The organism is Companilactobacillus musae (genome assembly GCF_003967595.1).
Lineage (GTDB): Bacteria > Bacillota > Bacilli > Lactobacillales > Lactobacillaceae > Companilactobacillus > Companilactobacillus musae.
In genome coordinates this window covers 112878-137796 of sequence record NZ_BIFW01000005.1, presented here as the reverse complement: position 1 = coordinate 137796, position 24919 = coordinate 112878, and the positions used below count along the sequence as shown (strand labels likewise).

Genomic DNA, 24919 nt, shown 5'->3' with positions numbered 1-24919 from the left:
TTTTCCATACAAAAAGCCCAGTATAGTAATCACTTTAATGGTTACAATACTGAGCTTTCTTATTTCTAAAATTATTAAAAGGGTTTTACAAGACAACATCGTTAGCATCAAGCCATTCATCTGTTGCTACTCGATATTCTTTTACTCCAGTTTTATTGGTACGAATCTGGTTAGTTTTCCACGATGTGTTTTTAGCTAATGCTCGATTTGTTATCTTAGTATTATTCTGATTATTCAAAATATAGTACTGCTTATCTGACTTTGTTGTGACAACTCCTTGGAATGGAGTATATGTCCAATCATCATTGTCTTGATCTATCACATCGTCAGCGTTGAGCCATTCTCCTGTTGCTACTCGATATTCTTTTACTCCAGCTTTATTAACACGCACTTGATCGGTTATCCATGATGTATTCTTAGCTAATGCTCGATTTGTTATCTTAGCATTCTTTTGATTATTCAAAGTATAGTACAATTTATCGGCTTTTGTTGTGACAACTCCTTGAATTGAACTGTAAGTCCAATCACCATCTTCATTGTCTTGATTAAATACTACATAATTAGCACTAATCCATTCATTATTAGCAATATGATATTGTTTATTGCCTGTTTGATCAGTTCTAGTGCGATCAATCTTTAATGATGTATTTCTTGGAATCGTTGTACCTTCAATAATTTGATCATTATCATTTACTACTGGATAACTGTCCTGATCATTTTTAGTAGTAATAGTTCCAGTTGGATAAGCTATTGTCCAATTAGGAGAGGAACCAGAATTTGATTGAATATTTACCTTTTGAACATATTCAACACTAGTTTTATCGTCAGATAATTTACCATCACCAAAATCGTAGTAACTAGTGTTCAAATCAGACTTTAGATTGAACTTAATTATCCGATAAAAACTACCTGTTTTAGTAAATTTAGTTCCATCCGTTGCATTAGAAACAGGACTGCTCTTTCCACTTAAAATATCTTCCGGTTTGTCAGACGCAGAGTAATAGTCAGATCCATACGAAACACCATTGTCAGCAACAATAGAATTACCACTTGAAATCAAATCCTTAGCTCCAACTTCTGATGATTTTACTTTGGTACCTAAACTATAAGAAACTGTGTTAATTTTACTTATCACTTTATTAAGTGTTACATTGACCTTTTGTTCGTAACGGAGACCCAATACTTCTCCAGTATCCTTATCAGTATCATAAGCATAACCCAGGCCATTACTAGAGAAACTATCGTATGTAAGTTTGTTCTCGTCCCCTTGGAAAAGTAAAACAATGTAACGATAGTAAGTTCCGGGTTGTACAAATGCCCCATTATCATCCATATAAGTTTTATCAGTATTAATATCCGGCGGTGTTTGAGTTCCACCAGTTTTTTTACCGCTAAACTTTTCCAGTTCCTCTGTATAATAGCTGACCCCTTCTTCAGGCCTATCAATATTGAGGATAGGATTACTTACAGAATCATGTGTTAATCTATTTGTAAAAGAAATACCATCTACATTATCTATTGTTGACGTTGGTACACCAACATTTATTGACACATCAGGTATTGTTACTTGAACCTCTGCATCGTTTACCTTTAATGCTTGAGCATAAGTAACAATATTTTCTTTAGTGTTTATGACATAATCTTTATTTTTAATTCCACCAAGTTGGTACTTTTCTGTACTGAAATCTTTAGGTAACTTGAAAATAATTGGTCGGTAATAAGTTCCTGCTTTGGAAAAGATTTCTTCATTTACTTTATCTACTGTATTAATCGGATCATTGTCATTTAAAGCATCAGTGTAACTATGATAATATTGAAAAGTTCTACGTCCTTCATCATTTAGATCCGCGTCCGCAATTACTTTGCTGCCATCACTTGAATCTAATGTCGTTTTTGCAAGTTCAACTCCTATAGCATTTATTATTTTGCTTCCTACAAAAACATCTTCTGCCTTGGGGATTGTAGGAGTTAGTTTTACCACAGTATCAGCAGCTTCTGCTGTTTCTGTAGGTTCCAACATGGGAACAATTAATGGAGCACCAGCAACCATTAAAGTTGCGGCTACTACACCACCTATATATAATCTTTTTTTCATAATTGCCCCTCCTCTATATAACTTTAATTTTATCACTTTAAAAATTAATTTTATCATTTTTTATTCGACATAATAATAATAAAAATACCATTTCATAACAAAATTCCCTGTAAAAGATTTAACTTTTACAGGGAATTTTAAATGAGACAAATATTTTTTATTTATTATAAGTAAGATATGCAATTCCGTTTACTTTCTTTACAGAATCTAAGGTAAATTCCTTAAAATTAGTTTTATCAGAAAAGAGTGGGATACCTTTTCCCAAAACTATTGGCACGATTGCAATTTGATATGTATCAATCAAGTCATTATTAACCAGTGGAGCAATAATACTGCTACCGCCTACGATCCAAATATCTTTCTTTGAAGATTCATTCTTCAAACCCTTAACTAAATCAACGATTTCACCATCAACAAAATGGATATTACCAATATCCTCACCTGGATGTCTGGTCATGATGTAATTCTCAAAATCATCGTAAGGATAATCATTAGGAGATAACTTATTAGAAACTTGATTATAAGTTTTGCGTCCCATGACTACTGTATCCACATGTTTGACCATTTTTTCATACTCACGATCAGTCATATCACCTGACGTAAAATTATTATCGATCAAATAATCAATATTACCGTTTTCTTCAGCGATATAGCCATCTAGAGTTTCTGAAATGAATAAAATAACCTTACGTGTCATCCGCTTAACCTCCGATTAGTTTTACTGATGTAATTATATATCCATTCAGAGGGTAAGAACTAATATAAAACACCTAATTACTCTTTAGTAAAATGAATTTCAGCATTGACGTTAGATTTTTCAGCCAAATTTTCCGCATATTTTTTAATACCATTCTGATCTGATTCACCTTTACTATTAAGCTTTATCAAAACAATTGCTTCATCAGTCTTATCCTTTGCCACTAGTTGCCCTACGTACACTTTGTCTATCGCGTCAGGATATTTCTTCAAAAGCTGCTGTTTAAATTTCAAAAGATTCTGCTTACTATTATCGTTGACATTATTCTGGGTACTATCAGTTTTTTCCTGATCAACGTACTTCTTAAAATCACTAACACTTAAGTAATTTCCCTTAGCTAACTGTTGAAACTGCAACTTATATTGTCCCAATTGATATTCGTTCAATTTAGTATCAAGCGATTTAACTTCCGTCTTATTTATGTCACTACCTATTACAACTAATTTTATTTTGTCATCAACAATTTGTTTATTAACAACATAAACTCCGGGCAATTCGTTATCAATAAAATTGGTCAACTGAGTTTGGTTATAAGTTTGTTTAACTAATGTCGAAGCCGAAATTAAACTAGGAATCGTAATTACGATTGCGGCTACTATAATCAAAATCTGATTTTTTAACGGAATCGCCTTAGCCTTTTTCTTTCTGAAATTAAAGACAAAAGTTCCTAACATTGTGGCTAAAGCAATAAAAAATGTGTTGATCAAGAACAAATAACCAGCACTAAAAACGATTGACCAATTCAACTGACTTAATCCATAACCAACTGTCGATAATGGTGGAATCAAAGCTGTAGCAATCGCTACTCCGGGTAAAATATTGCCTGGTTCCTTCTTAGCAGAACCAATAATACCGGCAACACCACCAAAAAAGGCAACTAAAACATCCCAAATGGCCGGTTGCGTCCGCGCAATGATTTGATCACTAGCAGCTTTAATTGGTGATAGTGAAAAATAAATCGTGGCAGCAATCAAACCTACAATTAATTCAATAAAATATACCGTGGCAGCTTTTCGAATTAGTTTGGTATCACGAATTCCAAAGCCATAGCCCATTCCAATAATTGGGTCCATAATTGGCGAGATCAACATGGCTCCGATAACTACCGCCGTTGAATTCATATTCAAACCAACACAAGCAATAATTGTGGCACAAAATAAAACCGCAAAATTAAGCCAACTAAGATTTAAATTTTGCCGTACATGTCGATCAATAATATCCGATTTTAAAAGTTGTTCATTATCATCCATTTAACTTTTCCCCTTCTCTATTTTCAGATCTATTTTAACAAATACGTAGCTATTATGTTTTACATAGTAGTTATGTACTGGTAGCATGTATTACATAATAGTGAGGTCATAATTATGAATAATTCCCAATTACTAAAAGGCGTCCTTGAAGGGTGCGTTTTAATCGTAATTTCAGATGATGAAGTATACGGATATGAATTAGTCCAGAAGTTAAACAAGCTTGGTTTTACAAACTTAATAGGAGGAACAGTTTATCCACTACTACAAAAATTAGAAAAACGTGGTGATTTAACAAGTCAGCTCAAACCCTCATCAGAAGGTCCTTCCCGTAAATACTATTCACTTACACCCCAAGGCAAAAAACAAATGGATGAATTCATTAATCAGTGGCACTCATTAGAATTAGTGGTTAATCAAATAATTTCAAAAAAGGATGATCAAAATGACTAAAGCCGAAGATACGCAGAAGCTAATTTCTAGTAATAATGATCTACGAAAAAAACTTAATCCAACTAATGAAAAGTATTACAGTAAGTTACTAATTTATGTCCGTACATCTGGGCTTTTGTACGAAGATTATGAAGTGGAAAGTAGTTTGCTGGAAATTCTACAAGATATACTTGATGCACAGAATAATGGTCAAGATGCCCAAGATTATTTTGGTCAAGAACCTTCAAAAATTGCCAACCAATTAATTAATAACTTTACAAAAATCAGTTTTAAACAGCAACTCAAATTTTTTGGAACACTCTTTGGCGTTACCGCTATTTGGACATTCATTACTCAATTGATTGGACATGAACAACAACTTAATCTAATGCCATTCATTTTAAATGGAGTATTTTTAATACTATTCATTGCAGGGACATTTTGGTTTATTCATCAAACAACCTACTGGAAATTATCCGATCATAAGATTTTCAGTTTTCTTTTCACTTGGATTGTTTGTATGGCAGTAATTACAATCTTTACGGGAATTCAATTTGTAAAACCTGCTTTTCTAAATATACCAGTTACCCCTACCATCATAGTGTCGCTTAACCTATTATTGTTAATTGCATCCCTAGTCGCTCTCATTAAAATAGATAAAAATAAGCGACCATTAATGATTGCTATTAGTCCTATTATTTGGGTATTAACTACTACTAACATTTTAAAAACTTATTTACCGATAGGTTCACATAGGATGATTACTTTAGTAACAGCAATTTTAATATTTTTAAGTTGTGTTTGGTTCTTTGTTTGCTTTTGGAGAGTTAATCGGCAACAGAAATAGATTCTTATCAAAAAGGCCTTAATTTGAACGATATTGTTCAAGTTAAGGTCTTTTCTAATTAATTTGCTAGTTTTTTATTAAATAATACCAGCAGCCATATGTTTATTCATTTCGCTGTCACTTAAAGTTCTCTTTGTAAATCCTAATATCAAGGCTGTAATAACTGTACCTATTAGAATACACCCGATATATAACAATGGTTTATTACATGCAACTGGAATAACAAAGATTCCACCATGAGGAGCTTGTAAAGTGATACCCAACATCATACTTAGAGCCCCACCAATTGCTCCACCTATTATATTAGCTGGAATTGTTCTCAATGGATCAGCAGCTGCAAAAGGAATTGCTCCTTCAGTAATAAAGCATGCACCCAAGATCCAGTTAGCCTTACCTGCTTCTCTTTCTTGATTAGTAAATTTATTCTTAAACAATAAAGTAGCTAAAGCAACTCCTAGTGGTGGAACCATACCACCAACCATCAAAGCTGCTGACGGTCCATATATCTTTGAAGCAAACATTGCGAGCCCAAAAGCTGACGCGGTCTTATTAATAGGACCACCCATATCAGAAGACATCATTCCTGCTAAAATTGCTCCCATTACAAAAGCACTAGAACCATTCATTGATTTTAGCCATGTCGTTAAGAATTTATTCAAATTGGACATTGGCGTATTTAAAATGAAGAACATTACAAAACCAACAACAAATGTTGCTAACAAAGGAATTAATAGTACTGAAATCAACCCCTGATAAGTATGAGGTATATTCTTAGTCTTCTTAGTAATCAATTTTGTTACATATCCACCTAAGAATCCAGCCAACATACCACCTAGGAATCCAGAACCACCATTCATGGCCATCATCCCACCAATCATACCTGGTGCAAGTCCTGGTTTATCAGCAATACTCCATGAAATATAAGCAGCTAAGACAGGAACGTATAACTTAAACGCAGCATTTCCTCCCATTTCATTAAAGAAGGCTGCCCAAATATTATATTGATCACTTTTTGGATCACTGGCATAAATACCAAACATAAATGAAATAGCAATAAATATACCACCAACTACAACGAATGGAATCATATAAGAAACACCACTCATAATGTGCGTATAGAAGGCTCTAGCAAAACTACTTCCTTTTTCTTCTATTTCTTCATTCTTCTTCTCTACTTTAACTTTTTTTACATCATTACTGTATCCAGTTCCTAAAGACAAAGCTTCATCTACTACGTCCTTTGGTTTATCAATAGCTTTTTTAACTGGAACATCTACAAATTCTTTATCCTTAAACACGCTTGTATCAACTTTAACATCATGTGCCACGACAATTGCATCAGCTTTTGCAATATCTTCCGCGGTTAATTCATTTTCTATTCCAGTTGACCCATTAGTTTGAATCTTATATTTCATACCACGTTTTTTGGCTTCATTTTCCAATGACTCGGCTGCCATATACGTATGAGCAATACCCGTCATACAGGCTGAAATTCCAATTAAATATTTACCACTGTTTTTAGTAGCCGTCTTTAAGTCTTCTTCATTAGACTTTATCTGATCCTGATCAATAAGATCTTTATAAATTTCATCAACAGTCATTGCTGTTAATAATTTAGCCCGAAATTTTTCATCCATTAAAAAAGTCGATATAGTTGATAACATTCGTAAATGTTCATCATTAGAATCACTCGGTGCTGCAATCATAAATACTAAATTAACAATCTCATTTCCCCATTTAATTCCATTGAGGTTCTTTAAAATGACAACTGTGGCTTTTTCTACGCCGCTCGATTTGCCATGAGGTATAGCAACTCCATATCCAACTGCAGTCGATATTTCCTTTTCTCTTTTATTAACGGCAGCTTGAAAAGATGCTACATCAGAAACATATCCATTTTTTCCAAGAATTGTGGTCATCTTATCAATGGCCTCTTGCTTATTCATGGATGCATTAGAAATAATGATATTCTTTTTATCAATCACATCTTTAACATTCATAATTTTCCCCTTTTAATTCAAATATCTATTTATTTGAAATATAAGCTGGCCTTTCCTGTTGAATTAAATAAATCCATCTTGTATTCAACAAGTTCTTGAGCTGCTTTACGTGCACTAGGCATTAGTACATTAGGTTCATAATCATCCGGTTGATCGCTCAATGTTTTACGTAATTGTTTAAAGAATGCTGTTTTCATATCAGTGGAAAGGTTAATTTTGGCAACACCATGTTGATATGTTTTTCTAATTTCTTCATCTTTATTATCTGATCCACCATGTAAAACTAAAGGAATGTCTACTGCTTCGTGAATTTTTTCCAATAAATCAATTCTCAACTCTGGCTTTTCAACGTGTGCATAATGACCATGGCGTGTTCCAATTGCTACAGCTAAGGTGTCTACTCCAGTTGCTTCAACAAATTTCTTTGCATCTTCTGGATCTGTATAAAGGATCTTATTGACGCCATTACTATCTACTGACAACTCATTACTTCCAATCGTACCCAATTCAGCTTCTACAGACACTCCTACGGCATGAGCTGCTTCAACACATTTTTTAGTTATTGCTATATTTTCATCCCATGGTTTAGCTGATGCATCAATCATTACTGAACTATAACCATTTTGAATTCCCTTCAAAATATCTTGATATGTTGCACCATGATCTACATGGATAGCCATAGGAATTCTAGTACGATTTACGGCTTGTCTGACATATGCTACAAAATCATCACCAACAAAACTTAATTCATCCGGATGAATTTGAATAATTGCAGGCGCATTTTTCTTCTCAGCAGCATTAATAATAGCTTCTACAAATTCACTATTTGAAACATTATATGAACCTACTGCAAACTTGTTTTTATATGCAACGTCTAGTAAATCAACCATATTCATTAACATATTTAATAACCTCTTTCTTCATTCCATGTTTTTATAAATTTTTCTCTATTTTTTGTTTTTAATAACTTTTGAACCGTCTCTAAATTATTGGTATGTACATAAACATCTCTAAAAAAGCCTTTGTTTACTTCTAATTCTTTTGATGGAATATATACAATGATCAATCGAACTTTTTGGTTTCCCCAAAGAATATCTGTTTTATTTATTCCTACAATTACCTTAGGATCATAAGAGAATTTAGTTAAAAATGGATGAGGTAAAGCAGTAAAATTACCAACATCAGTACTAGACATAGATTCTCTTTCTTTAAAGTTTATAAATAAATTAGAATACCCCGATAAATCTAAAAGTTTCTCTATTGCGGTCAAATTTGAAGTTTCATTTATCTGATAATAATCAGCATCGCTTATTAAGTTTGAAGTTCCTATCGTTGAAATAAATTGCTGAACGTTTTGAATATCAGCACTACTAAAATTTCTTGAAATATGTATTAATTTTTCACTTTTATCGCAATTTTCATTAATTGTCGTTAAAACTAAATCAAACCCATCAAAATCACTCTTATTAAATTCATGATCTATTTGCTTAACTTGGACATTTTGGAAAAACATTTCTACCTTATTTTTAATTAATTTTGTTTCAATCTGCTTATTATTAACGATTAATAAAGCTTTTAACGTATCTTTCTTTTCATCATTCAAAACTAACTGAATATGTATGGATAAATACGCTATCTCAGGTTCTGGTATTGTTAAATCAAGATGTTTTTCCAAATCATCATAAATAAAGCTGGATATAGAATAGGCAAAAATATATTCATGTTTTAATTCTGTAAAGTAAGGATTAAATATGGGAATCTTTTCTTTTATTGGATTCAATAATCTCGCTATATGATTCACTATTTGATTTCTATATTTTTCATTAGAGTAAACAGGAATATTGAAATATTTTTCTGCTCTAAACAATGTATCTTCAATGAGAGAAATTATTTTTTCATCATTCAAGATAATCTCTGGATTAGTGATATCTAATGGCAATGCCAAAAGATAGTACGTTAAACTTAATAATTCTTCTTTAGTACAATCGTTTCCTAAATTATTTATTAGATCGTTTGCTAATTTGTATTCTGAAAATTCATTGACCGTCTTCTCATAAACTGAAAGTCGTTTAACAAAATTATTATTGTCCATCCTATAATTCATAATGATCATATGAATTATCAATTTTACATAAGTCCAATAATCCACAGTACAATTGTTCTTTGTCAAAGTACCTTCAACATTTCTTATAATCTTTGATATATCATCCATATTTACAATTTCATCAAAAAAGCTATATATCTGATAAGATAAATTTTCTTTTGAAAAAATTTTAATAGGCACTAATTCTTCTAATAGCAATCTTTTGGATTCCTCATTACCTACCAATCTGACACCTGTAAATATTTTGGATTCAAAGTTAAGTTCGATATCAAATTTCTTTATTCTCATAAATAGTTTTTGGATTTTGCTTCGAATACTCTCACCTGAATATGAAAGTTCATCTGCAATTACATCAATTTGAGTATATTCATCACTATTTGTAAGTAACAAAGCAATCCGAAATAATATCTGATCATCAGTATTTGGATCATTAGATCCTATGCTACTTGAATCATATTTTCCTTTATTGATTTTGTAGCCCTTTTCTGTAGAAACAATTAATTTATCATCTTTAAAAGTTCCATTAACTTTAGCTACATAATTTCTTATGCTCCTTTCCGTTACTCCAACCAAATCTGATAGTTGCTTATTAGTTATAAAACCCTTTTGTTGTAGCAATACATCAAGCATTTTATTAATATTCTTATTCATAATATTTTCCTATCTGCTTTATTAATAAGAATCATTGCCTATCAACAATTCCTATTATATTTTGTTTGTTAGCGCTTACAAAAGCATGCTTATTTCCTACCGGTAGGAAAGTTACATCTAACTATCATAATAAATACATCTTTAATACTTTATTTTTTTATCTTATCAACTTAAAAGTTTGTAGAGCAATATTTTAAATGTTGTAAAAACATGTCTTAATTAAAGATATCCCTTCTTTATCTAAAAGAATTTCATTAACAGCATCGATTATTGATTTTTATTTTTAAACATACCAGAACGGAACATTATTCAGTTCCTGACAACAAAAAATACCCGTATGATGACCGGAAAATGGTTATCATACGGGTATTTTTTGTTTTATTCTGTATTTATTACATAACAACAGTAAAGAAAATTTTATTTCAAATGTTCTCTTCTCTAATTATTAATTAGCCAATTTAGTTCCACATTTATTACAGAATTCTGTACCGGCACTTAACTTAGCTCCACAATGAGAACAGAAAACAAAATCACTTGCTGCTGCATCATTGCTATTTGTATTATCTTTTATAGCATTAACAACACTAGTAGTATTATTAACAGACTGTGCTCTAGTCATTTCAGATTGTTTTCTAAAGTTACGATCATCTTGATATTGAGCCAACTTGCTTGTTAATTTATCCTCAAGTTCATCAACACGTTGAGCTTCGAAAAATGGAAATTCAATAACTTTAGTAATTCCTGAACGTTCATAAGTAAATGAAGTCTTAATTCCACTACCTAAAATTGCAGCCCCAATTAAAATAGCAATAAGTGCACTAAAAAATGATGATCCCATCAAAGCTAGTCCCAATAATATAACTATAGCTCCGAGAAAAATCGAACCTAATTTATAAGACTTTGAAGTATAAACATTAGTAATTCCTGATAATGGTGATGAATCTTTATTTTTTCCTGCAGGTAAAAGACCAAATAAAATTGTATTTGGCATATTAACGTGTAAGAAAGCATCGTCTAAAGTAATACTTCCTTTAACCCCAAATGCAATTAAACTTACTGAAAATAAATCATTATCACTTTCAGATTTGACTGATTGAACCATAAATATTTCCCCCTAAAATTAAATACATGAACTAGTATATTAATCTTTTTGCCTAATTACAGCGTTAAGGAAAAAATCCTTTATTAAAGAAAACATTTTCATAGTTTTTCAAAGAATAAAATTAAATTTAACACCCAACAAAAAAAGCCCCAACCTTGTAGGTTGAGGTTTCTTTTCGAAATCAATTATCCAATGAAATCTTCAGCAACATAGTAAACATTGCTACCAGCATCATAAACCACGCCGATACCAACTGTTGTTACTTCAGTTGAGAGAACATTTGTATAGTGACTAGGTGTGAAGTTTTCAGCACGGAAAGCATCCATGATACTGGAAGCAACTCCTGTAGCAGAAGCAGCGGGACGTTCAGCAATATTTTCTTCTTCAACTGAACTAGCTGGGAATGCTGTAAAGCACATTGTTCCATCTGGTCTTTCATGATCAAACTTAGTTGAAATTTCCTTTGCACGAATTGCTGCTGTATTAGTCAAATCGCTTGATTGTGTCAATGGAGCGATACCTTTAGAAGCACGTTCAGCGTTGATTGATTGGAAAACAGCTTCGGCAACACTAGCAGCATCACCAGTATTAGTAGTGTTTTGGTTGTTAGAAGGTTGGTTATTTGTGTTTACTTGATTGTTATTATTGTTTTGATTTTGTAGACTTTCTAATCCTAAGTTAGCAAAATCAGTGAATACAAAATTAACATTTGTTGTTTTAACTGGTCCGCTAACGGTCATATTCTTACTACTGATCCATTCATTAGGTGCTACTTCATAATAAACATTACCGTTAACATCCTTATTAGCAGATTCAACTTGCCATTGTGTACCGTTAGCTAAAGATTTGCTATGAGGCATGTCACCTTTAGTCATGGTGTAATAAACTGGAGCATCGCCATTAGTGATTGTTCCAACGGCAGTTCCATTCAAAGTTGCATCAGTTTCTTTTAAATATTCGTTAGTAGCGACTTGATAGTATGTTTCACCATTGATTGAGATCATTTTACCAACTGCCCATGGTGTGCTTGGAGCTAGAGCACGATTAGTGATCAAACTTCCTTGATCAGTATATAGACGTGCTGTAACACCAGCATTAACAGTCGCAACAGTTGCGGCATCAGCCTTTGTTTGTGTCATTAATGCTCCAGTAGTTGCCATTGCTAAAGCAGCGATAACTGCTGCTGACTTCTTAGTAAATAAATTCATAATTATCTTCCCCTTATAATTTTTGATTAATAAAATACTTAATCACATCAATTAAAAATACTAAGTAATACCTTTAAATTCAGTCGACTACTCATTTTCTATTGCTGGTATTTGACCAACTACACCGTCAACTGTTTGTTTCCTCTAAGATAAGTGCTTCAATTCTTAATCCATCGGTAGACATTTTGAGTGTACACCTGTCCTAGATTAAATAAAATATGTTAAATGCAAGATTTGTTCAGTACTTTCGATTTTTAATTAAACACGTTATTTTGTTTAATAATTATTTTCATTATACAACTTAATCACCTTATTGAACAAATATAAATATAACCTTTTAGTAACACATAAAATTGCTAAGTTATGCTTTTTAATTCTAAATAATAAAAAAAAAAATATTTATTAAGTTTTCAAGGTAGTTTTACCTGAATTTCTTAGTAAATACTGTTCTTCTTTTGGTTAAAAGTTCAAAATTCATTTCCGTTTATATTAGTTGAAACTGAACTTGAGTAGAAAATCTTTTACTATTTAGTAATAGTCGATAACTTTAGTTCCAGCATCAGAACCATAAACAATCTTTTGTACATTCTTAGTAATTGTCGCAATTCTTGAGAATCCACTGAGACCACTTTGATTATGACCGTTCGTCATGATAACCAAGATATACCTTTGACCATTTGGCAACGTCACAATTCCTGCATCATTATTGACATCATCGAGAAAACCAACTTTATCCTGAACTGTAGTACCAGCATCTGCTTCTGCGGCTCCAGCTGGAATACCAGTCCGATAATTTTGTTTACCCATCAAATTCAAAAGTTTCGTTCGATCGGATTTATTCTTAAACGGTCCAGTTCCATCTGCCAAATCTTTCAACAGCAGCTGCAAGCTATAACTCGTCGTCTTGGTAGCCTGACCAGTTTGGAATACCGACGAGTACCAGCCTTGTTTTTCCATAAAGTTACTCAAAGTATCAGCACCGTATTTATTAATCTGATTCTCAGAAAAATCATTATCACTGTTGACGATCATTCGGTCAAATCCATCAATATTATCGGTCGTCCAGCTGAAATCGCCATTTGTTCTTTGATCAAATAAATAAGCTGCTAAATATAATTTATACGTACTGGCTGCAGTACGTACCTTATAAGAATCGGATTCTGCTTGTAAACTTCCCTCTTGATAAAGCTTAGCTTCCTTATTATCTGCGGCATCACTACCACTTACAGCACTCAGATTATAGAAACTAACACTTACTGTTCCATCCTGAGTTACGCTGTTTAAGTAATTGGTCAAATTTTGTTTGATTATCTTCTGTTTTCTTTTAATCGTCTGGCTAGTTCTAAAATCATCTATTCCAATCGACGCAAAGGAATTATTGAAATAATAATTTAGGCCCAGAAAAATAAGTAAAACGGTAATCAAAGAAATCCTCAGCAATTTTTTAATCCTTCTTCTTTTGACTCTTATAAGATCACCTCGTTTTGTGTGACTAATACAATATATTTTTCGTAATTTAATTATACGAGTTGATTATATTACTATTTTATACAATTCGATTAAGTTCTTTTTACAATTTTTTATTCAGTTTTATAGTAATAATCGTCCAAGGTATATGTAGTAATTGGTGTGATATGTAGTTGATATTTTTCTACTAATTCTGTAAGTTCCTGACCATCAATTAAAGTTACAGTGTTGTTTCCCTGTGTAGCTTTTTTCTTAGCACGATCCGTAAAATGACTAGTCGTTACAAAAATTCCATATTCAGCATTAAAACCGTCCATGACCCCTTTAAATTTATCGATTTCTGGTTCCGAAACAGCTCCTTCAGTGTATTTTTTACATTGTATAGCGACTCTGCTTGTTCGAAACTCATCTGATGTGAAATAACCAAATCCATCAATACCATGATCACCAGAACGAACAACCCCGCGTTCCTTATCTATAACTACTCCCATTTTAGAAATTAATAATCTAGAAAAACTTTCAAACTTACCAGAATCAAATTTCATTAAACAATTTAACAACTCTGTCTTCCAATTACTATTATCAATATCCTCTTTTTCAGCAGGATCGTTATCAGGTACTTGATGTTTATCTTTCTTTTTACGTTCGGAATTTTTTTTATTCCAATAATCATTTATCAATTCCTGTTGTTTTTGTGTAGGATAATCCTTGATGTCATCATTTCTACCTAAATCAGTTAAAACTATATCCTTGCCTCGAAAAGGTTCTTCGATATAACCAACACTGTATAAACTTTTCATCCCAAAATTGAAATCAAATAAGAATGGACTATACTTTCCATTTTTCCCTTCTTTTGTAGAGTAGACATCATCATACTTTAATCCATCGTATTCCTTATCGGCTATCGTTTTGCGAATGACTTTTCTATTCGCCACACCGCCTAGTTCACGCAAAGCTAATATTATTGATTTTTCAACCGATCTTCTTTTATACGCCATATTATCTCCTAATTAATAAATTGCATTGATTAAATAATTTCATAGGTTTTTAAATTCATTACTTTCTTAATAATTTTATCATCTACTAAATTTATAAGGAAAACAAAAAAGAGTATTTCCGAATTAACCGAAACACTCTTTATATAAAACTTTATTACATCACAATACTATAACTAGTTTCTTATACAACGAATCTAGACGCCACAGGCGTCTTTTTTTACTTCCGGAACAAAATAAAAAACGGAGGTCATGTATTATGACACTAGACATTAAATTTAATAAGATCATTGAAGAAATCGAGGAAGACTTGGAAACTCAAGCAGGTTTTGTACTTAACGATACCCAAATAAAATCATTAAGCGTCAATCATCGGGTTGTATTTACTGATTCAGAAATTCAACCTTATTTAAAAGATATAATCAAGTTTTTAGCTATTACGTCCCCTAGTGAACGAGTTTGGGATTGCTACAAAATTTTATCTGATAATACCTGTGTTATCGCTATACATTTAGAATCACCTTACATTTATTTCAGCACTATTGGCTTAAACGAATAGCAAAAAGATCTCAATCAAATTGGTTGAGGTCTTTTTTTCTATAATTAGTCGGATTGATTTTCAATAGCTGGCATATTATTTGCTACTGATTGAACAGTTTGCTTTTGTACATCGGTTGAATAATATTGTTTCTCTAAGTCATTCAAACTGACTGTATGTGCTATTAAACTTTCTGTTGCTGTACTATCGCCAGTTGAACCATCTTTAGTATAGTAAGTGACCGTATCACCATCAATCGTATAACCAACATTTGAAACTGATGTACCAATTCCAATCCAATATTTACCGTTAGCAGAATAAACTCCTAGCATGGCTTCTTTAGTAACATCATCACCAGGCATTGCTAATTGATGAACCATAACCCCAATCATTTTGGGATCAGTGACTTGGGAGTTATTAGTTTCACTCTTCTGACTACTATCCATATCTGAACTAGAATCAACAGTAGCTTTCTTACCAGCTACAATGTTTGCAAAAGCATTTTTAACTTGAGTATTTTTAGTTTCAATCAAATTAGGTGTTCCATCACGACTTTGATCCACTAAAACAATTGGTTGACCATTTTGAAAGGCAAAGAAATAAGTAATGTGATTTGGTAAAGGAGGAACTGTTCCGTCGTAATTATAAATTGCTACAACATTATAAGTGTACTTTCCATCACCATTTTTACTAAAGCCAATTGAAGCTTGATTACCTTCAACTGTAGTCTTAGAAAGATCGTCAGGATATACCATTCCAGTTGAAACCTTCAACGAATTTTTACCATCATATTTTGTATACGATTGCTTCATTGTCGGTGCCCATTGATCAATGAAAGTTTTTAATTGCGTATCTTTAGTTTTGTTCCAAAGTACGGTCGATTTTTTACTAGGACTAACTTTGGATTCTTTTTTACTTTTGACCGTAGTAGTTGTGGTTTTGTGACTAGATGTTTTTGTAGATTCAGATTGTCCTCCACAAGCAGCCAAACTTAATACTCCTGCAAACAACATTACTGTTAACAATATCTTTTTAATTTTCATGATTTTTTTCTTTACCCCCTAATTTTTTTGATAACTGCAATTCTTTTACTTCTCTCAGGCCGGCTTGAATTAATACAAATACCGTTACCCAAGTTATGACTGCCACAATTCCGCATATTATGTATTTAGAATTATCAAACATATTCCAGTCCCACAGCATATGTAAAATTATGACTAGACCTAAAAATTTTAGAAAACGAACATTGGTAAAAGTACTAGCAGTCATACTTTGTGCACCCTTAACGATAACCAATCCGGCCGTCGCAATTGCACACCATTCAGTGTGATCAGAGATTGAAAATGCTGCTCTTTGTAAAGCCACGCTTATCCCGGAATATTGACCATTGCCAACCATATATTGAATATTTTCAAAAGCCGAAAAACCTGTACCAACTGCGGCGCCAATTAGTAATCCATTGAATATTCTTTTTATTTTTAACTTATTAACAAAATACGCCGCAATAACCAATTTCGATGTTTCTTCGATAATTCCTATCAATAATGCTCCTACAAAATCGAAACTCGCTCCATTACTTACAATATTTGATACGACAATTGTCAAAATCAACGAAAGAATTCCACCTAACAACATAATCTTACCAATACGATAAAAACTAATATTTCTATAAACATTAATTTCAAAAAATAACACTAAAGCTGCCATGGGCACAGAAATTGCCAGAACTACATCCATGGCTAATAGGTCACCCACCTGTTGATTCAAGTTTGTTAACACAGAAAGTAATACTCCGGCCAAAACAATAGTTACCAAAATTCTAGAAAATAACCATGGTTGAACTTTTTCATCGGATATTTCTTCCAACGAAGGTGTGGTTTTTTTAGTTCCTGCGATAAAAATATCCTCAGCCTCTCCTTCAGTATGTGATTTTAAAACTTGACCAAAAAATTCCTTCCAACTGATTTTGACTGCTCCAGTACCACCAGTCCAACTATTCAATTGTGATGTTGCTGAATCCATAATAGAGCCACGTTTTTCTGCTTCTGCCTCATTGTTGATTTCATCAGCATCTATTTTGACTAATGATTGACCACACTTGATACAAAATTTTGCTTTACTATCATTTTTCGCTTCGCAATTAGTACAAAAGACGCTTCCTTTTTCTTCTGCCAAATTAATATCCCCTTTTTAAAACATCCAGCCTAAAACTCCACCGGCAATGCCACCAGCAACTCCAGCCGCATCACTATTTTCCTGATCATTTTGAGCTTGGTCAGCTTCTCTTTGTAGATAGACTTGATGTGCTTTTCGACAAGCAGCCGTATTTTGATAACGATGGATCTCATCCTTACCACTAAATTGCCAAAGAACTGCATCAGTATCTTTATAAGTACTCTGTCTTAATTGAATCGTCCATTTTCCAATAGTTTTTGAATCAACCGAATTAGCTGCTATGGCTAACTGTTCTTCAATTGCTAACTTGCTAGTATCAAAATGATCATTGTCCAAAGCTGATTCAATGCTTCCCATCTGATGTGTATCAACATTGATATCAATTTCTTTTTTTACTGCATTCATAGAAACTCTGTAACCATTTCCAGAAGTAAAATTTGATTTTTTCATAACTGCATTTACCGTCGTCGGTACATAGACAACAAAATAGACAAATAGAATTGCAACTATTGCAACTATGACAATTATTGAACTCTTTTTGTGTGGTTTCTTTTTAGAAAAGTTACCCTTAACTGCTTTTTTAACAATATTCTTTGATTTCTCAGCTTGCTTACTTTCAGTTAATTTCTGACCACACTTTGGACAAAATTTTAAATTTCCTTCAATTTTGTAACCACATTTTGGACAAAACATATCAAAATCCCCCTATATTCTAATGACCTAAGACAAATCCGATTAACCCGCCGGCTGCTGCTCCCAGTAACTGCCGAATCAAATTCACTGTCACTGGCTTCTTTTTCCCGATTTTCTTCAATATAGGCCTGCTTAGCTTTTTTAAATTCATCCGAATTTTGATAACGGACACTTTCTCGACCACCTGAAATTTCCCACATTACCCGTGGCGATTTTTCATCGACATCTTGAATAATCTGTACAGTCCAATCACCTGGTAAATCTTTTTCTAAACCAGCTAGCTGACTTTCGGCACCAATAGGCGCAGTCGAAAAACCATTAGTTGTTGAGGCGGCTACAAGATTATAAACTTTTGCTCTATTTGCCTTGATAACAACCGTTTTTTTCAAAACATTAGCCTGAGCTGAATACCCCGAAATAGTAAAACCATTCTCAGTTATCGCTGATTTAACTACCTTAGGATAATAGAGCAATCGGTAACCATAGAAACCTCCCAAAAGAACCGCTATCACAAGAATTAAACCTGTAATTATTTTCCATTTAGATGCTGATTTTACAGATGTTTTACTTGCAGGTTTAGCAACTGTCTCAAGTTTATTTTTATCAATTTTTTTGCCACAATTAGGACAAAATTCAGCATCCTTAGTAATTTCAGTTCCACAATTATTGCAATACATAATTTTCCCCCCCTAATACTTTTGAACGATCCAGTTAGATTTTGATGTATCCATTGAAAAGTCAGATTCATCTTCTTTGAAAACTGAAATTAGCTGCCATTTATTATCAACTAATTCGTAATCCATTTGATACTCTTGTAATTTAGTACTAGAACTACCGTATTGAGGACCATCATCATATCTTGCAGCATGTGGATCTGTATCTGTCTTTTTAACTTTGGCAAACACGTCCACAAATAATTGCGTTGCACTCTTTAAATCCACAAGTGAATCATCACCAATTTCAACATAGGTGGCATGATCATCATCAGCTTGATTACCGTTAAATAATTTGTCATCATGATCACCTGATCGTTTATCAAAATATTGCTCAATTACTTGATAACTAGCTTTTGCATCACCTTGATAATTAGTACCAGTTAATGATTTAACCAGTTGTGGTGATTGATTAGGCAATTTTGATGGATCATTACTACCCGCGGCATCCAAGTACTTAGGTAAATCTGCAAAAACCATTTGGCTGATCCCTTTAAAATCAGCATTCTTTAAACTATGATCCATTACTTTTAAAGAAAAATTGTCAGAACTGGCAATCTTAAAATTCAAACTCTTATCATACTTATCTGAATCGTCCATCGTTGCTTCTGCTGAATTAGCATTAACCACATCAGAGCCAGTTTCACAATGACCAACCAAAGGAAGTTCACCGCCATACTTGATTTTGTCATTTTCGTGCAATTTCACTGTATTGTTAGTATCGGGATCCAAGTGACTATCAGTTTTCTCACCATTGTCATAAATGTAAATCCAAGAAGAGCCCTTAGGTAAAGCGTAGGTATATTCCTTACCACGTGCTTTTTGTTTAGCTATAGCTTGCCGTTTAGCAGCTTGTTTATCTTCTTCTTTAATTTTTTTCTTTTCGGATTTAGTTAACCTATGTTCTTTCGGTTTCTGAGGTCCAACTGAAACATTTCCAGCCGAACAGCCAGTTATCAATCCTCCACAACTTAATAAAGCCAAAATTAATACTGCTATCCCCTTTTTATTCATATTTCCCCCATTTACTATTCAAAACTTCAAATAGATAATTTAATTACTCCAATTGGAATTTTGTTTTTAATTATAGTTCATTTCGTGTTCTTATAAAACCATATTATTGATAGCACTATAGTATTATATCCTTATAGTCATATTTATCAAATAATCTCAGGAGAATCAAAAATTATTAATCGTTCGGATACAAAAAGTGCTCCATAACTATTAGATTTCTTACCTAACAGTTATGGAGCACTTTATTTTTTACTAATTTTGTTTATTTGTCTTTTGTGTTATTTTCAAAGCTTCTAATAATTTTTTGCTAATCTCTTCACCCTGAACCGGATCTAATTTGTCCAAAAATTTAATTAGTTGTCGCAAATTTGGACCAAATTCTGTCGATGACTTTATATCATTACCAGTCATTAGAGAATCCATCGTAACTCCTAATGCTTTGGAAATTCTATAAAGAGTATTAGCACCAACCTGCTTAACAGTTCCACGTTCAATTTTAGACAAATAATTGATAGTCAAATCGCTGAATTCTGCAAGCTGTTCTTGAGTCATATTCTGATTATGGCGTTCTCTGGCAATATTACCACCCACATTTGTCTTCATACTTATCCTCTTTACTTTATATATTCTCATTTAAAGGGTAATGAAGAAACGAATGTGTTTTAAGTTCTTATAATACCTTTATCAAAGAACTTCTTTAGTAACATGTTCCTATTGGAACATTAAAAAAACACTTCTACAGAAACGTAAAAAGAAGTATAATCAAGATGTTTTAGGAACTAAGTTGAAAATTCAATTATTCATCTATATTTGTTTTTAGCTTTATGAAAGATCCAAATATAGAGAATAAATTTTTAAGGGGAAAAAATATTATGAAATTCAACACAAAATCAACAATTATTGTAACTGCATTAGCTATGGCTACAACAGGAGCTCTTGCTCTAAACCAAATACAAGCAGATGCTGCAACGATTGCCACAACACATTCAGGGACATATTCAAGTCTTTACAGAGAAGACGGAAAAATCATTTCTAACCGTGCACTTGCTCCTGACACACCATGGTTAGTCGGCAAAATTGCAACTATCAACGGTGAAACAATGTATCAAGTTTCAACTAATGAATATCTTCGTGCTAAAGATTCTAGTCTTAATGGTCAGCAAACACCTGCTGATATAACAAATTTAGTTGGTACGGCCAAAACTCAATTAGCACTTTACAATCGACACGACGGTAAGATGGCTAACCGTGCCTTAGGCGCAGGAAGTGCTTGGCAAATTGGTAAAGTAATCAAAAATAAACAAGGTATCACTTTTGTTCAAGTTTCAACCAACGAGTACGCTAATGCCGCTGATATGACATTTAATCAAGCTTTAATACCAACATACATTGAAGATTTTGGTATGGGAAATACGTTTGATGGTTCTACAAGCAATTCAGATAACGATTATAATATAAATACTGATCCAAATGCCCCCATTACAGATCCACATCCTGAATACAATAATTCGGATTCAACAATTTCCAATAACAATAACTCAAATCAATCAGAAACAGTAACACCTAATTTATCGGAAGTTCAATCTGCTGTATTCGCATCAATTAATGCCGAACGACAAAGCAAAGGAATTGCTCCCTTAATTCAAGATTCATCTTTAACAAAAGCAGCAACAATCCGTGTTGAAGAAACGACTAGAAAATTTGGACACACACGTCCAAATGGAACCAATGCACAAACGGTTCTTGCTGAAGTAGGAAACAATTCAACATATTATGGTGAAAACTTATTTGCTACTCCATGGGATCAACTTTCAGTGAGAACACCTGAACACTATGCCAAAGTAGTTATGGATAACTACCGTGGCGAAATGAGTGGCAGTAATACGACAAGTAACCACTATACAAATCTAATGCTACCTAGTTTCGGTAAAGTCGGTATCGGTGTATATGAAACATCTGATGGTGTAGTGTATGTTGCAGAAGAATTTACAAATTAAAATATTGTCCCAGATCCCAAGCTGAGATTCAGTTTGGGATTTTTTTATGCATATATAAAAAGTATCAAACAAATCTATAAGTTTTCAAATGGTTAAAATTATTATTTAAAATTTTGGGAGAATTTTTGTATATTTCTAAGAAATAATTCAATTCTAAATTATTCCAACCATGACGACATTTCTTTCAATAATTCATCATACTTATGTGTTGATAAAATTGGTTTTGTTAATTCTATTTTTTTATAATTTGTTTTTATAGAATCCAGATTCTCTTCTAAAGCAACAAAGAAAATTTGATTATCTAGTTCTAAAAAATAATGCTCTACTGCTTTGTATATCTCATTTAAAGAAACACCATCAATTTCCGTTTTAATTACTGAATCTAGGCCAAAAGGAAATTGATGATTTCCATAACAATTTAACGTTCTAAAATAAGATAAATAAGCTCCTAAAATAGCTCTATTATTTTCCGTTCCACTACCTTCTATTTCCTTAAAGTCGCCAAATTTTATATTTGAAATCTTAGGTTCACTTAGATTAATAGAAAGCTCAGTTAGTTGCTCATCAAAATAGGTTATTATTTCTCGTTTTTTATTATTCATTTGCTTATTCAGTTTACTTATTTGATAGGATAACTTATTTATTTCTTTTTTTGTTTGTTCTATTTCTTCTAATGAGTTAGTAATTTGATTGCTATATTTTCTTTGAATTTCTTTAGAAACTTGAATATCAATATACTTATCCATATTCGATTTATCCTTAGCAAACTTTTCTTCATTACCTAAAACATCGAATTTTTTTATTTTAGAATCCAATTCTTTTTGAAGACTACTTTCTTCTTTTTTTAATAAATTCAACTCATTTTGTTTCTTTAAAATGTCAAATTGTATATCAAAGATATTGTTATTCAATTCTAACCTTGAAAGTGATTGTTCTACCGTTAGTTTCGAATGACAGTAACTACATTCACCATTTTTATTTGATATTTTCTTAATTCTATTTGCATTCTGGTTTTTTATTTTATTGAGTTCTTCAATATCTTGAAATTTAATACTAATCTTTGATCTAATGTTATGAATTTTAGAATACGATTTATTTATTTCCTTATTTGATATTTCCATCTGTACTTTTTGATTTTCCAAATCTTTTTTTACTTTTTCTAAATCGATTGGAACAACATTTTCTTCGTACTTACTTTTAAAGTCATCATTCAATTTGTTTAAAGTTGTTAATTCCGATTCTTTATCTTTTTTTTGCTTATTAAAAGATGTTTTTTTATCTTTTAATTGTATTATTTCTTTATTAGAAATGCCCAAATCATAATCTACAATTTCTTTAACTGCTTTACTACTTCCATATCTATTTAAAGAGTCAGATACATTCTTATATAGATAACCATCCCAAGATTTATCCTGATCAATATAATTCATTAATAGCATTTCAGTTGGATAAACTGATTCAAACCTTTTACTTTTTGACAATTGTATTTCCAATTCAAAATCCATTTGACTAGCTAACCACTTAGCATAATCTTTATAACTAAATATTTTCTCATTATCCACTTTAAAATAATTTTTGTTTCTAAGAATAGAATGTTCATTTCCATCAATATCAATGTACTCTTTGAATAGCATCTGATTAGAATTCCACTCATTAGGAAACTTTTTTATATCAAATCCCAGGGAATAAAAAATAGATTTTATTAAACTTGATTTTCCCGTAGATGACATCTTACTAGTTATAATATTGATATGATCATCAAATTGAAAACTCTGAGCTTTTTTTTCCTTATAATCCATGATAATCAATTTTTTTATGGTAAGTCTTTTCATAAATTTGCTGCTCTTTCTGAAATATAGTCAATAATTAATGCAATTTTAACAAATCTTTCACAATCTCCATAGTTAGACTCATCATTATCCAACTTTGACTTCATTTTCTCTATTAATTCATTACTAGTACAATCATCATCTAAATCATAGGAACTAAATACCTTATCCATATTTTTTCTAGCTGAATAATACTCCGTAAATAATACTTCTCTCGCTCTTTTAATTTTTTCTTTTTGCAAAAACGAATAATTGGTATCTTCTAAAAAGTCCTTAAAATAATCCCTACTTTTAGTTTTTGTAAATATATGACCTAAATCTTTACTTGTTAATTTCTTTTTCTCATAGTCCCTTCGTTCATGCCCCTTTTTTACAATATATTCTGCTTTCTCATGTATTAAAATAAACAATTCATTCAATGCCAAATTAGCCCTATTATCTGTTATATCTATTTGATTATCATTCATTAGTCCTATCATATAAATGCGTGCATCGTTTAAATTATCCAAAAACTTAGATACAAATACCCTAGATTTCTGTACTCTTTCAACTATTGATTTATCGACCTTATCCTTTTTAAACTGACTTATTATTTCCAATCTTTGACTATCAGAAAATACATAGGCATCATCTTTTATAAATGAATCATCAACCCTCTCCATTTGATTTAAATCTTGTTTTGCCATTTCTTTTAAATATATTAAATATTCCCCTTCATTTCCCGCTTCTAAGTTTTTTTCTAATATTGATTTTTTAGCTTTTTTTGATATTTTGGTCAATTTTTTTACGGATAATGCCATACTTTTAACCTGCACATAGGCCTTATCTTCTGCTTTATTTAAAGTAAAATCTTCTTCTGATTCAATATATACGTTAAAATTATCATCATTAATATTTTTTACAGCAAAAAAAACTACTGTCATTGCCTGAAAGTCAAATCCTTTAATTGCTATCGCTCCACCGTTATTATCTGACAATAGTAATTCACCTCTAAAGAATAATTTTTAAATCTAAGAATGCTAATTTGATTGTACTATTTTAAAAAATCCAATAAA

The 24919-nt window shown here is 32.0% G+C and carries 22 protein-coding genes; 4 read left to right on the top strand and 18 right to left on the bottom strand.

All coding sequences use genetic code 11. The features are described from left to right. Positions 1–85: 85 nt before the first annotated feature. The 3 genes from LAB100_RS08375 to LAB100_RS08365 form a co-directional block, all read right to left on the bottom strand. Entirely contained in the window at positions 86–2095 is a 2010-nt protein-coding gene (locus tag LAB100_RS08375) for a hypothetical protein (protein WP_119326728.1), read from the bottom strand. Between the two features lie 157 nt (positions 2096–2252). Continuing rightward, positions 2253–2792, bottom strand: a complete 540-nt coding sequence (locus LAB100_RS08370) for a dihydrofolate reductase family protein (RefSeq protein ID WP_119326727.1) — start codon at positions 2790–2792, stop codon at positions 2253–2255. Between the two features lie 77 nt (positions 2793–2869). Continuing rightward, complete coding sequence (locus tag LAB100_RS08365) at positions 2870–4102, bottom strand: DUF389 domain-containing protein (protein ID WP_119326726.1); 1233 nt, start codon at positions 4100–4102, stop codon at positions 2870–2872. A 114-nt stretch (positions 4103–4216) separates the two neighbouring features. Here LAB100_RS08365 and LAB100_RS08360 point away from each other — a divergent pair, with 114 nt between their 5' ends. Together LAB100_RS08360 and LAB100_RS08355 are read left to right on the top strand one after the other, a co-directional pair. Then, the gene (locus LAB100_RS08360) at positions 4217–4552 is read left to right on the top strand and encodes a PadR family transcriptional regulator (RefSeq protein ID WP_119326725.1); all 336 of its coding nucleotides are present in this window, start codon (positions 4217–4219) and stop codon (positions 4550–4552) included. Then, complete coding sequence (locus tag LAB100_RS08355) at positions 4545–5378, top strand: hypothetical protein (RefSeq protein ID WP_119326724.1); 834 nt, start codon at positions 4545–4547, stop codon at positions 5376–5378. Before LAB100_RS08360 ends, LAB100_RS08355 begins: the two co-directional genes overlap by 8 nt. 77 nt (positions 5379–5455) lie before the next feature. Here the strand turns inward: LAB100_RS08355 and LAB100_RS08350 are convergent, their stop codons facing one another. The 7 genes from LAB100_RS08350 to LAB100_RS08320 form a co-directional block, all read right to left on the bottom strand. Continuing rightward, positions 5456–7378 (bottom strand): PTS fructose transporter subunit IIABC, encoded by a 1923-nt coding sequence (locus LAB100_RS08350; RefSeq protein WP_119326723.1) that lies wholly within the window; start codon positions 7376–7378, stop codon positions 5456–5458. Between the two features lie 29 nt (positions 7379–7407). After that, positions 7408–8280: a ketose-bisphosphate aldolase gene (locus LAB100_RS08345; RefSeq protein ID WP_119326722.1), complete on the bottom strand. Its 873-nt coding sequence runs from the start codon at positions 8278–8280 to the stop codon at positions 7408–7410. A gap of 2 nt (positions 8281–8282) precedes the next feature. Further along, positions 8283–10133 carry a BglG family transcription antiterminator gene (locus LAB100_RS08340; RefSeq protein ID WP_119326721.1) on the bottom strand — a complete coding sequence of 617 codons (1851 nt, stop codon included), beginning with the start codon at positions 10131–10133 and terminating at the stop codon, positions 8283–8285. 445 nt (positions 10134–10578) lie between these two features. Next, positions 10579–11235 (bottom strand): zinc ribbon domain-containing protein, encoded by a 657-nt coding sequence (locus tag LAB100_RS08335; protein WP_119326720.1) that lies wholly within the window; start codon positions 11233–11235, stop codon positions 10579–10581. A gap of 185 nt (positions 11236–11420) precedes the next feature. Next, positions 11421–12443, bottom strand: coding sequence for a CAP domain-containing protein (locus LAB100_RS08330; RefSeq protein WP_119326719.1), 1023 nt, complete (start codon positions 12441–12443; stop codon positions 11421–11423). Between the two features lie 528 nt (positions 12444–12971). Further along, the gene (locus tag LAB100_RS08325) at positions 12972–13868 is read right to left on the bottom strand and encodes a serine hydrolase (RefSeq protein ID WP_246001316.1); all 897 of its coding nucleotides are present in this window, start codon (positions 13866–13868) and stop codon (positions 12972–12974) included. Between the two features lie 155 nt (positions 13869–14023). Beyond that, complete coding sequence (locus LAB100_RS08320; RefSeq protein WP_119326718.1) at positions 14024–14908, bottom strand: restriction endonuclease; 885 nt, start codon at positions 14906–14908, stop codon at positions 14024–14026. A gap of 256 nt (positions 14909–15164) precedes the next feature. Here LAB100_RS08320 and LAB100_RS08315 point away from each other — a divergent pair, with 256 nt between their 5' ends. Next, positions 15165–15464, top strand: a complete 300-nt coding sequence (locus tag LAB100_RS08315) for a hypothetical protein (RefSeq protein ID WP_119326717.1) — start codon at positions 15165–15167, stop codon at positions 15462–15464. Positions 15465–15508: 44 nt separating this feature from the next. Here the strand turns inward: LAB100_RS08315 and LAB100_RS08310 are convergent, their stop codons facing one another. The 6 genes from LAB100_RS08310 to LAB100_RS08285 form a co-directional block, all read right to left on the bottom strand. Then, entirely contained in the window at positions 15509–16486 is a 978-nt protein-coding gene (locus LAB100_RS08310) for an Lreu_0056 family protein (RefSeq protein ID WP_119326716.1), read from the bottom strand. Then, complete coding sequence (locus LAB100_RS08305; RefSeq protein ID WP_119326715.1) at positions 16476–17618, bottom strand: PrsW family glutamic-type intramembrane protease; 1143 nt, start codon at positions 17616–17618, stop codon at positions 16476–16478. Before LAB100_RS08305 ends, LAB100_RS08310 begins: the two co-directional genes overlap by 11 nt. A gap of 15 nt (positions 17619–17633) precedes the next feature. Further along, a complete protein-coding gene (locus LAB100_RS08300) occupies positions 17634–18311 on the bottom strand; it encodes a zinc ribbon domain-containing protein (RefSeq protein ID WP_119326714.1) in 678 nt (225 codons plus the stop codon). Next, a complete protein-coding gene (locus LAB100_RS08295; RefSeq protein ID WP_119326713.1) occupies positions 18269–18988 on the bottom strand; it encodes a zinc-ribbon domain-containing protein in 720 nt (239 codons plus the stop codon). Before LAB100_RS08295 ends, LAB100_RS08300 begins: the two co-directional genes overlap by 43 nt. A gap of 12 nt (positions 18989–19000) precedes the next feature. Continuing rightward, positions 19001–20038, bottom strand: a complete 1038-nt coding sequence (locus LAB100_RS08290) for a hypothetical protein (RefSeq protein ID WP_119326712.1) — start codon at positions 20036–20038, stop codon at positions 19001–19003. Positions 20039–20290: 252 nt separating this feature from the next. After that, entirely contained in the window at positions 20291–20641 is a 351-nt protein-coding gene (locus LAB100_RS08285; RefSeq protein ID WP_162894227.1) for a helix-turn-helix domain-containing protein, read from the bottom strand. A gap of 269 nt (positions 20642–20910) precedes the next feature. On the opposite strand from LAB100_RS08285, the gene LAB100_RS08280 reads away from it, so the two are divergent. Beyond that, complete coding sequence (locus tag LAB100_RS08280) at positions 20911–22035, top strand: CAP domain-containing protein (RefSeq protein WP_162894226.1); 1125 nt, start codon at positions 20911–20913, stop codon at positions 22033–22035. A 158-nt stretch (positions 22036–22193) separates the two neighbouring features. On the opposite strand, the gene LAB100_RS08275 is transcribed toward LAB100_RS08280, so the two are convergent. After that, positions 22194–23867 (bottom strand): coiled-coil domain-containing protein, encoded by a 1674-nt coding sequence (locus LAB100_RS08275; protein ID WP_119326709.1) that lies wholly within the window; start codon positions 23865–23867, stop codon positions 22194–22196. Next, complete coding sequence (locus tag LAB100_RS08270) at positions 23864–24841, bottom strand: hypothetical protein (RefSeq protein WP_119326708.1); 978 nt, start codon at positions 24839–24841, stop codon at positions 23864–23866. Before LAB100_RS08270 ends, LAB100_RS08275 begins: the two co-directional genes overlap by 4 nt. Positions 24842–24919 lie beyond the last annotated feature (78 nt).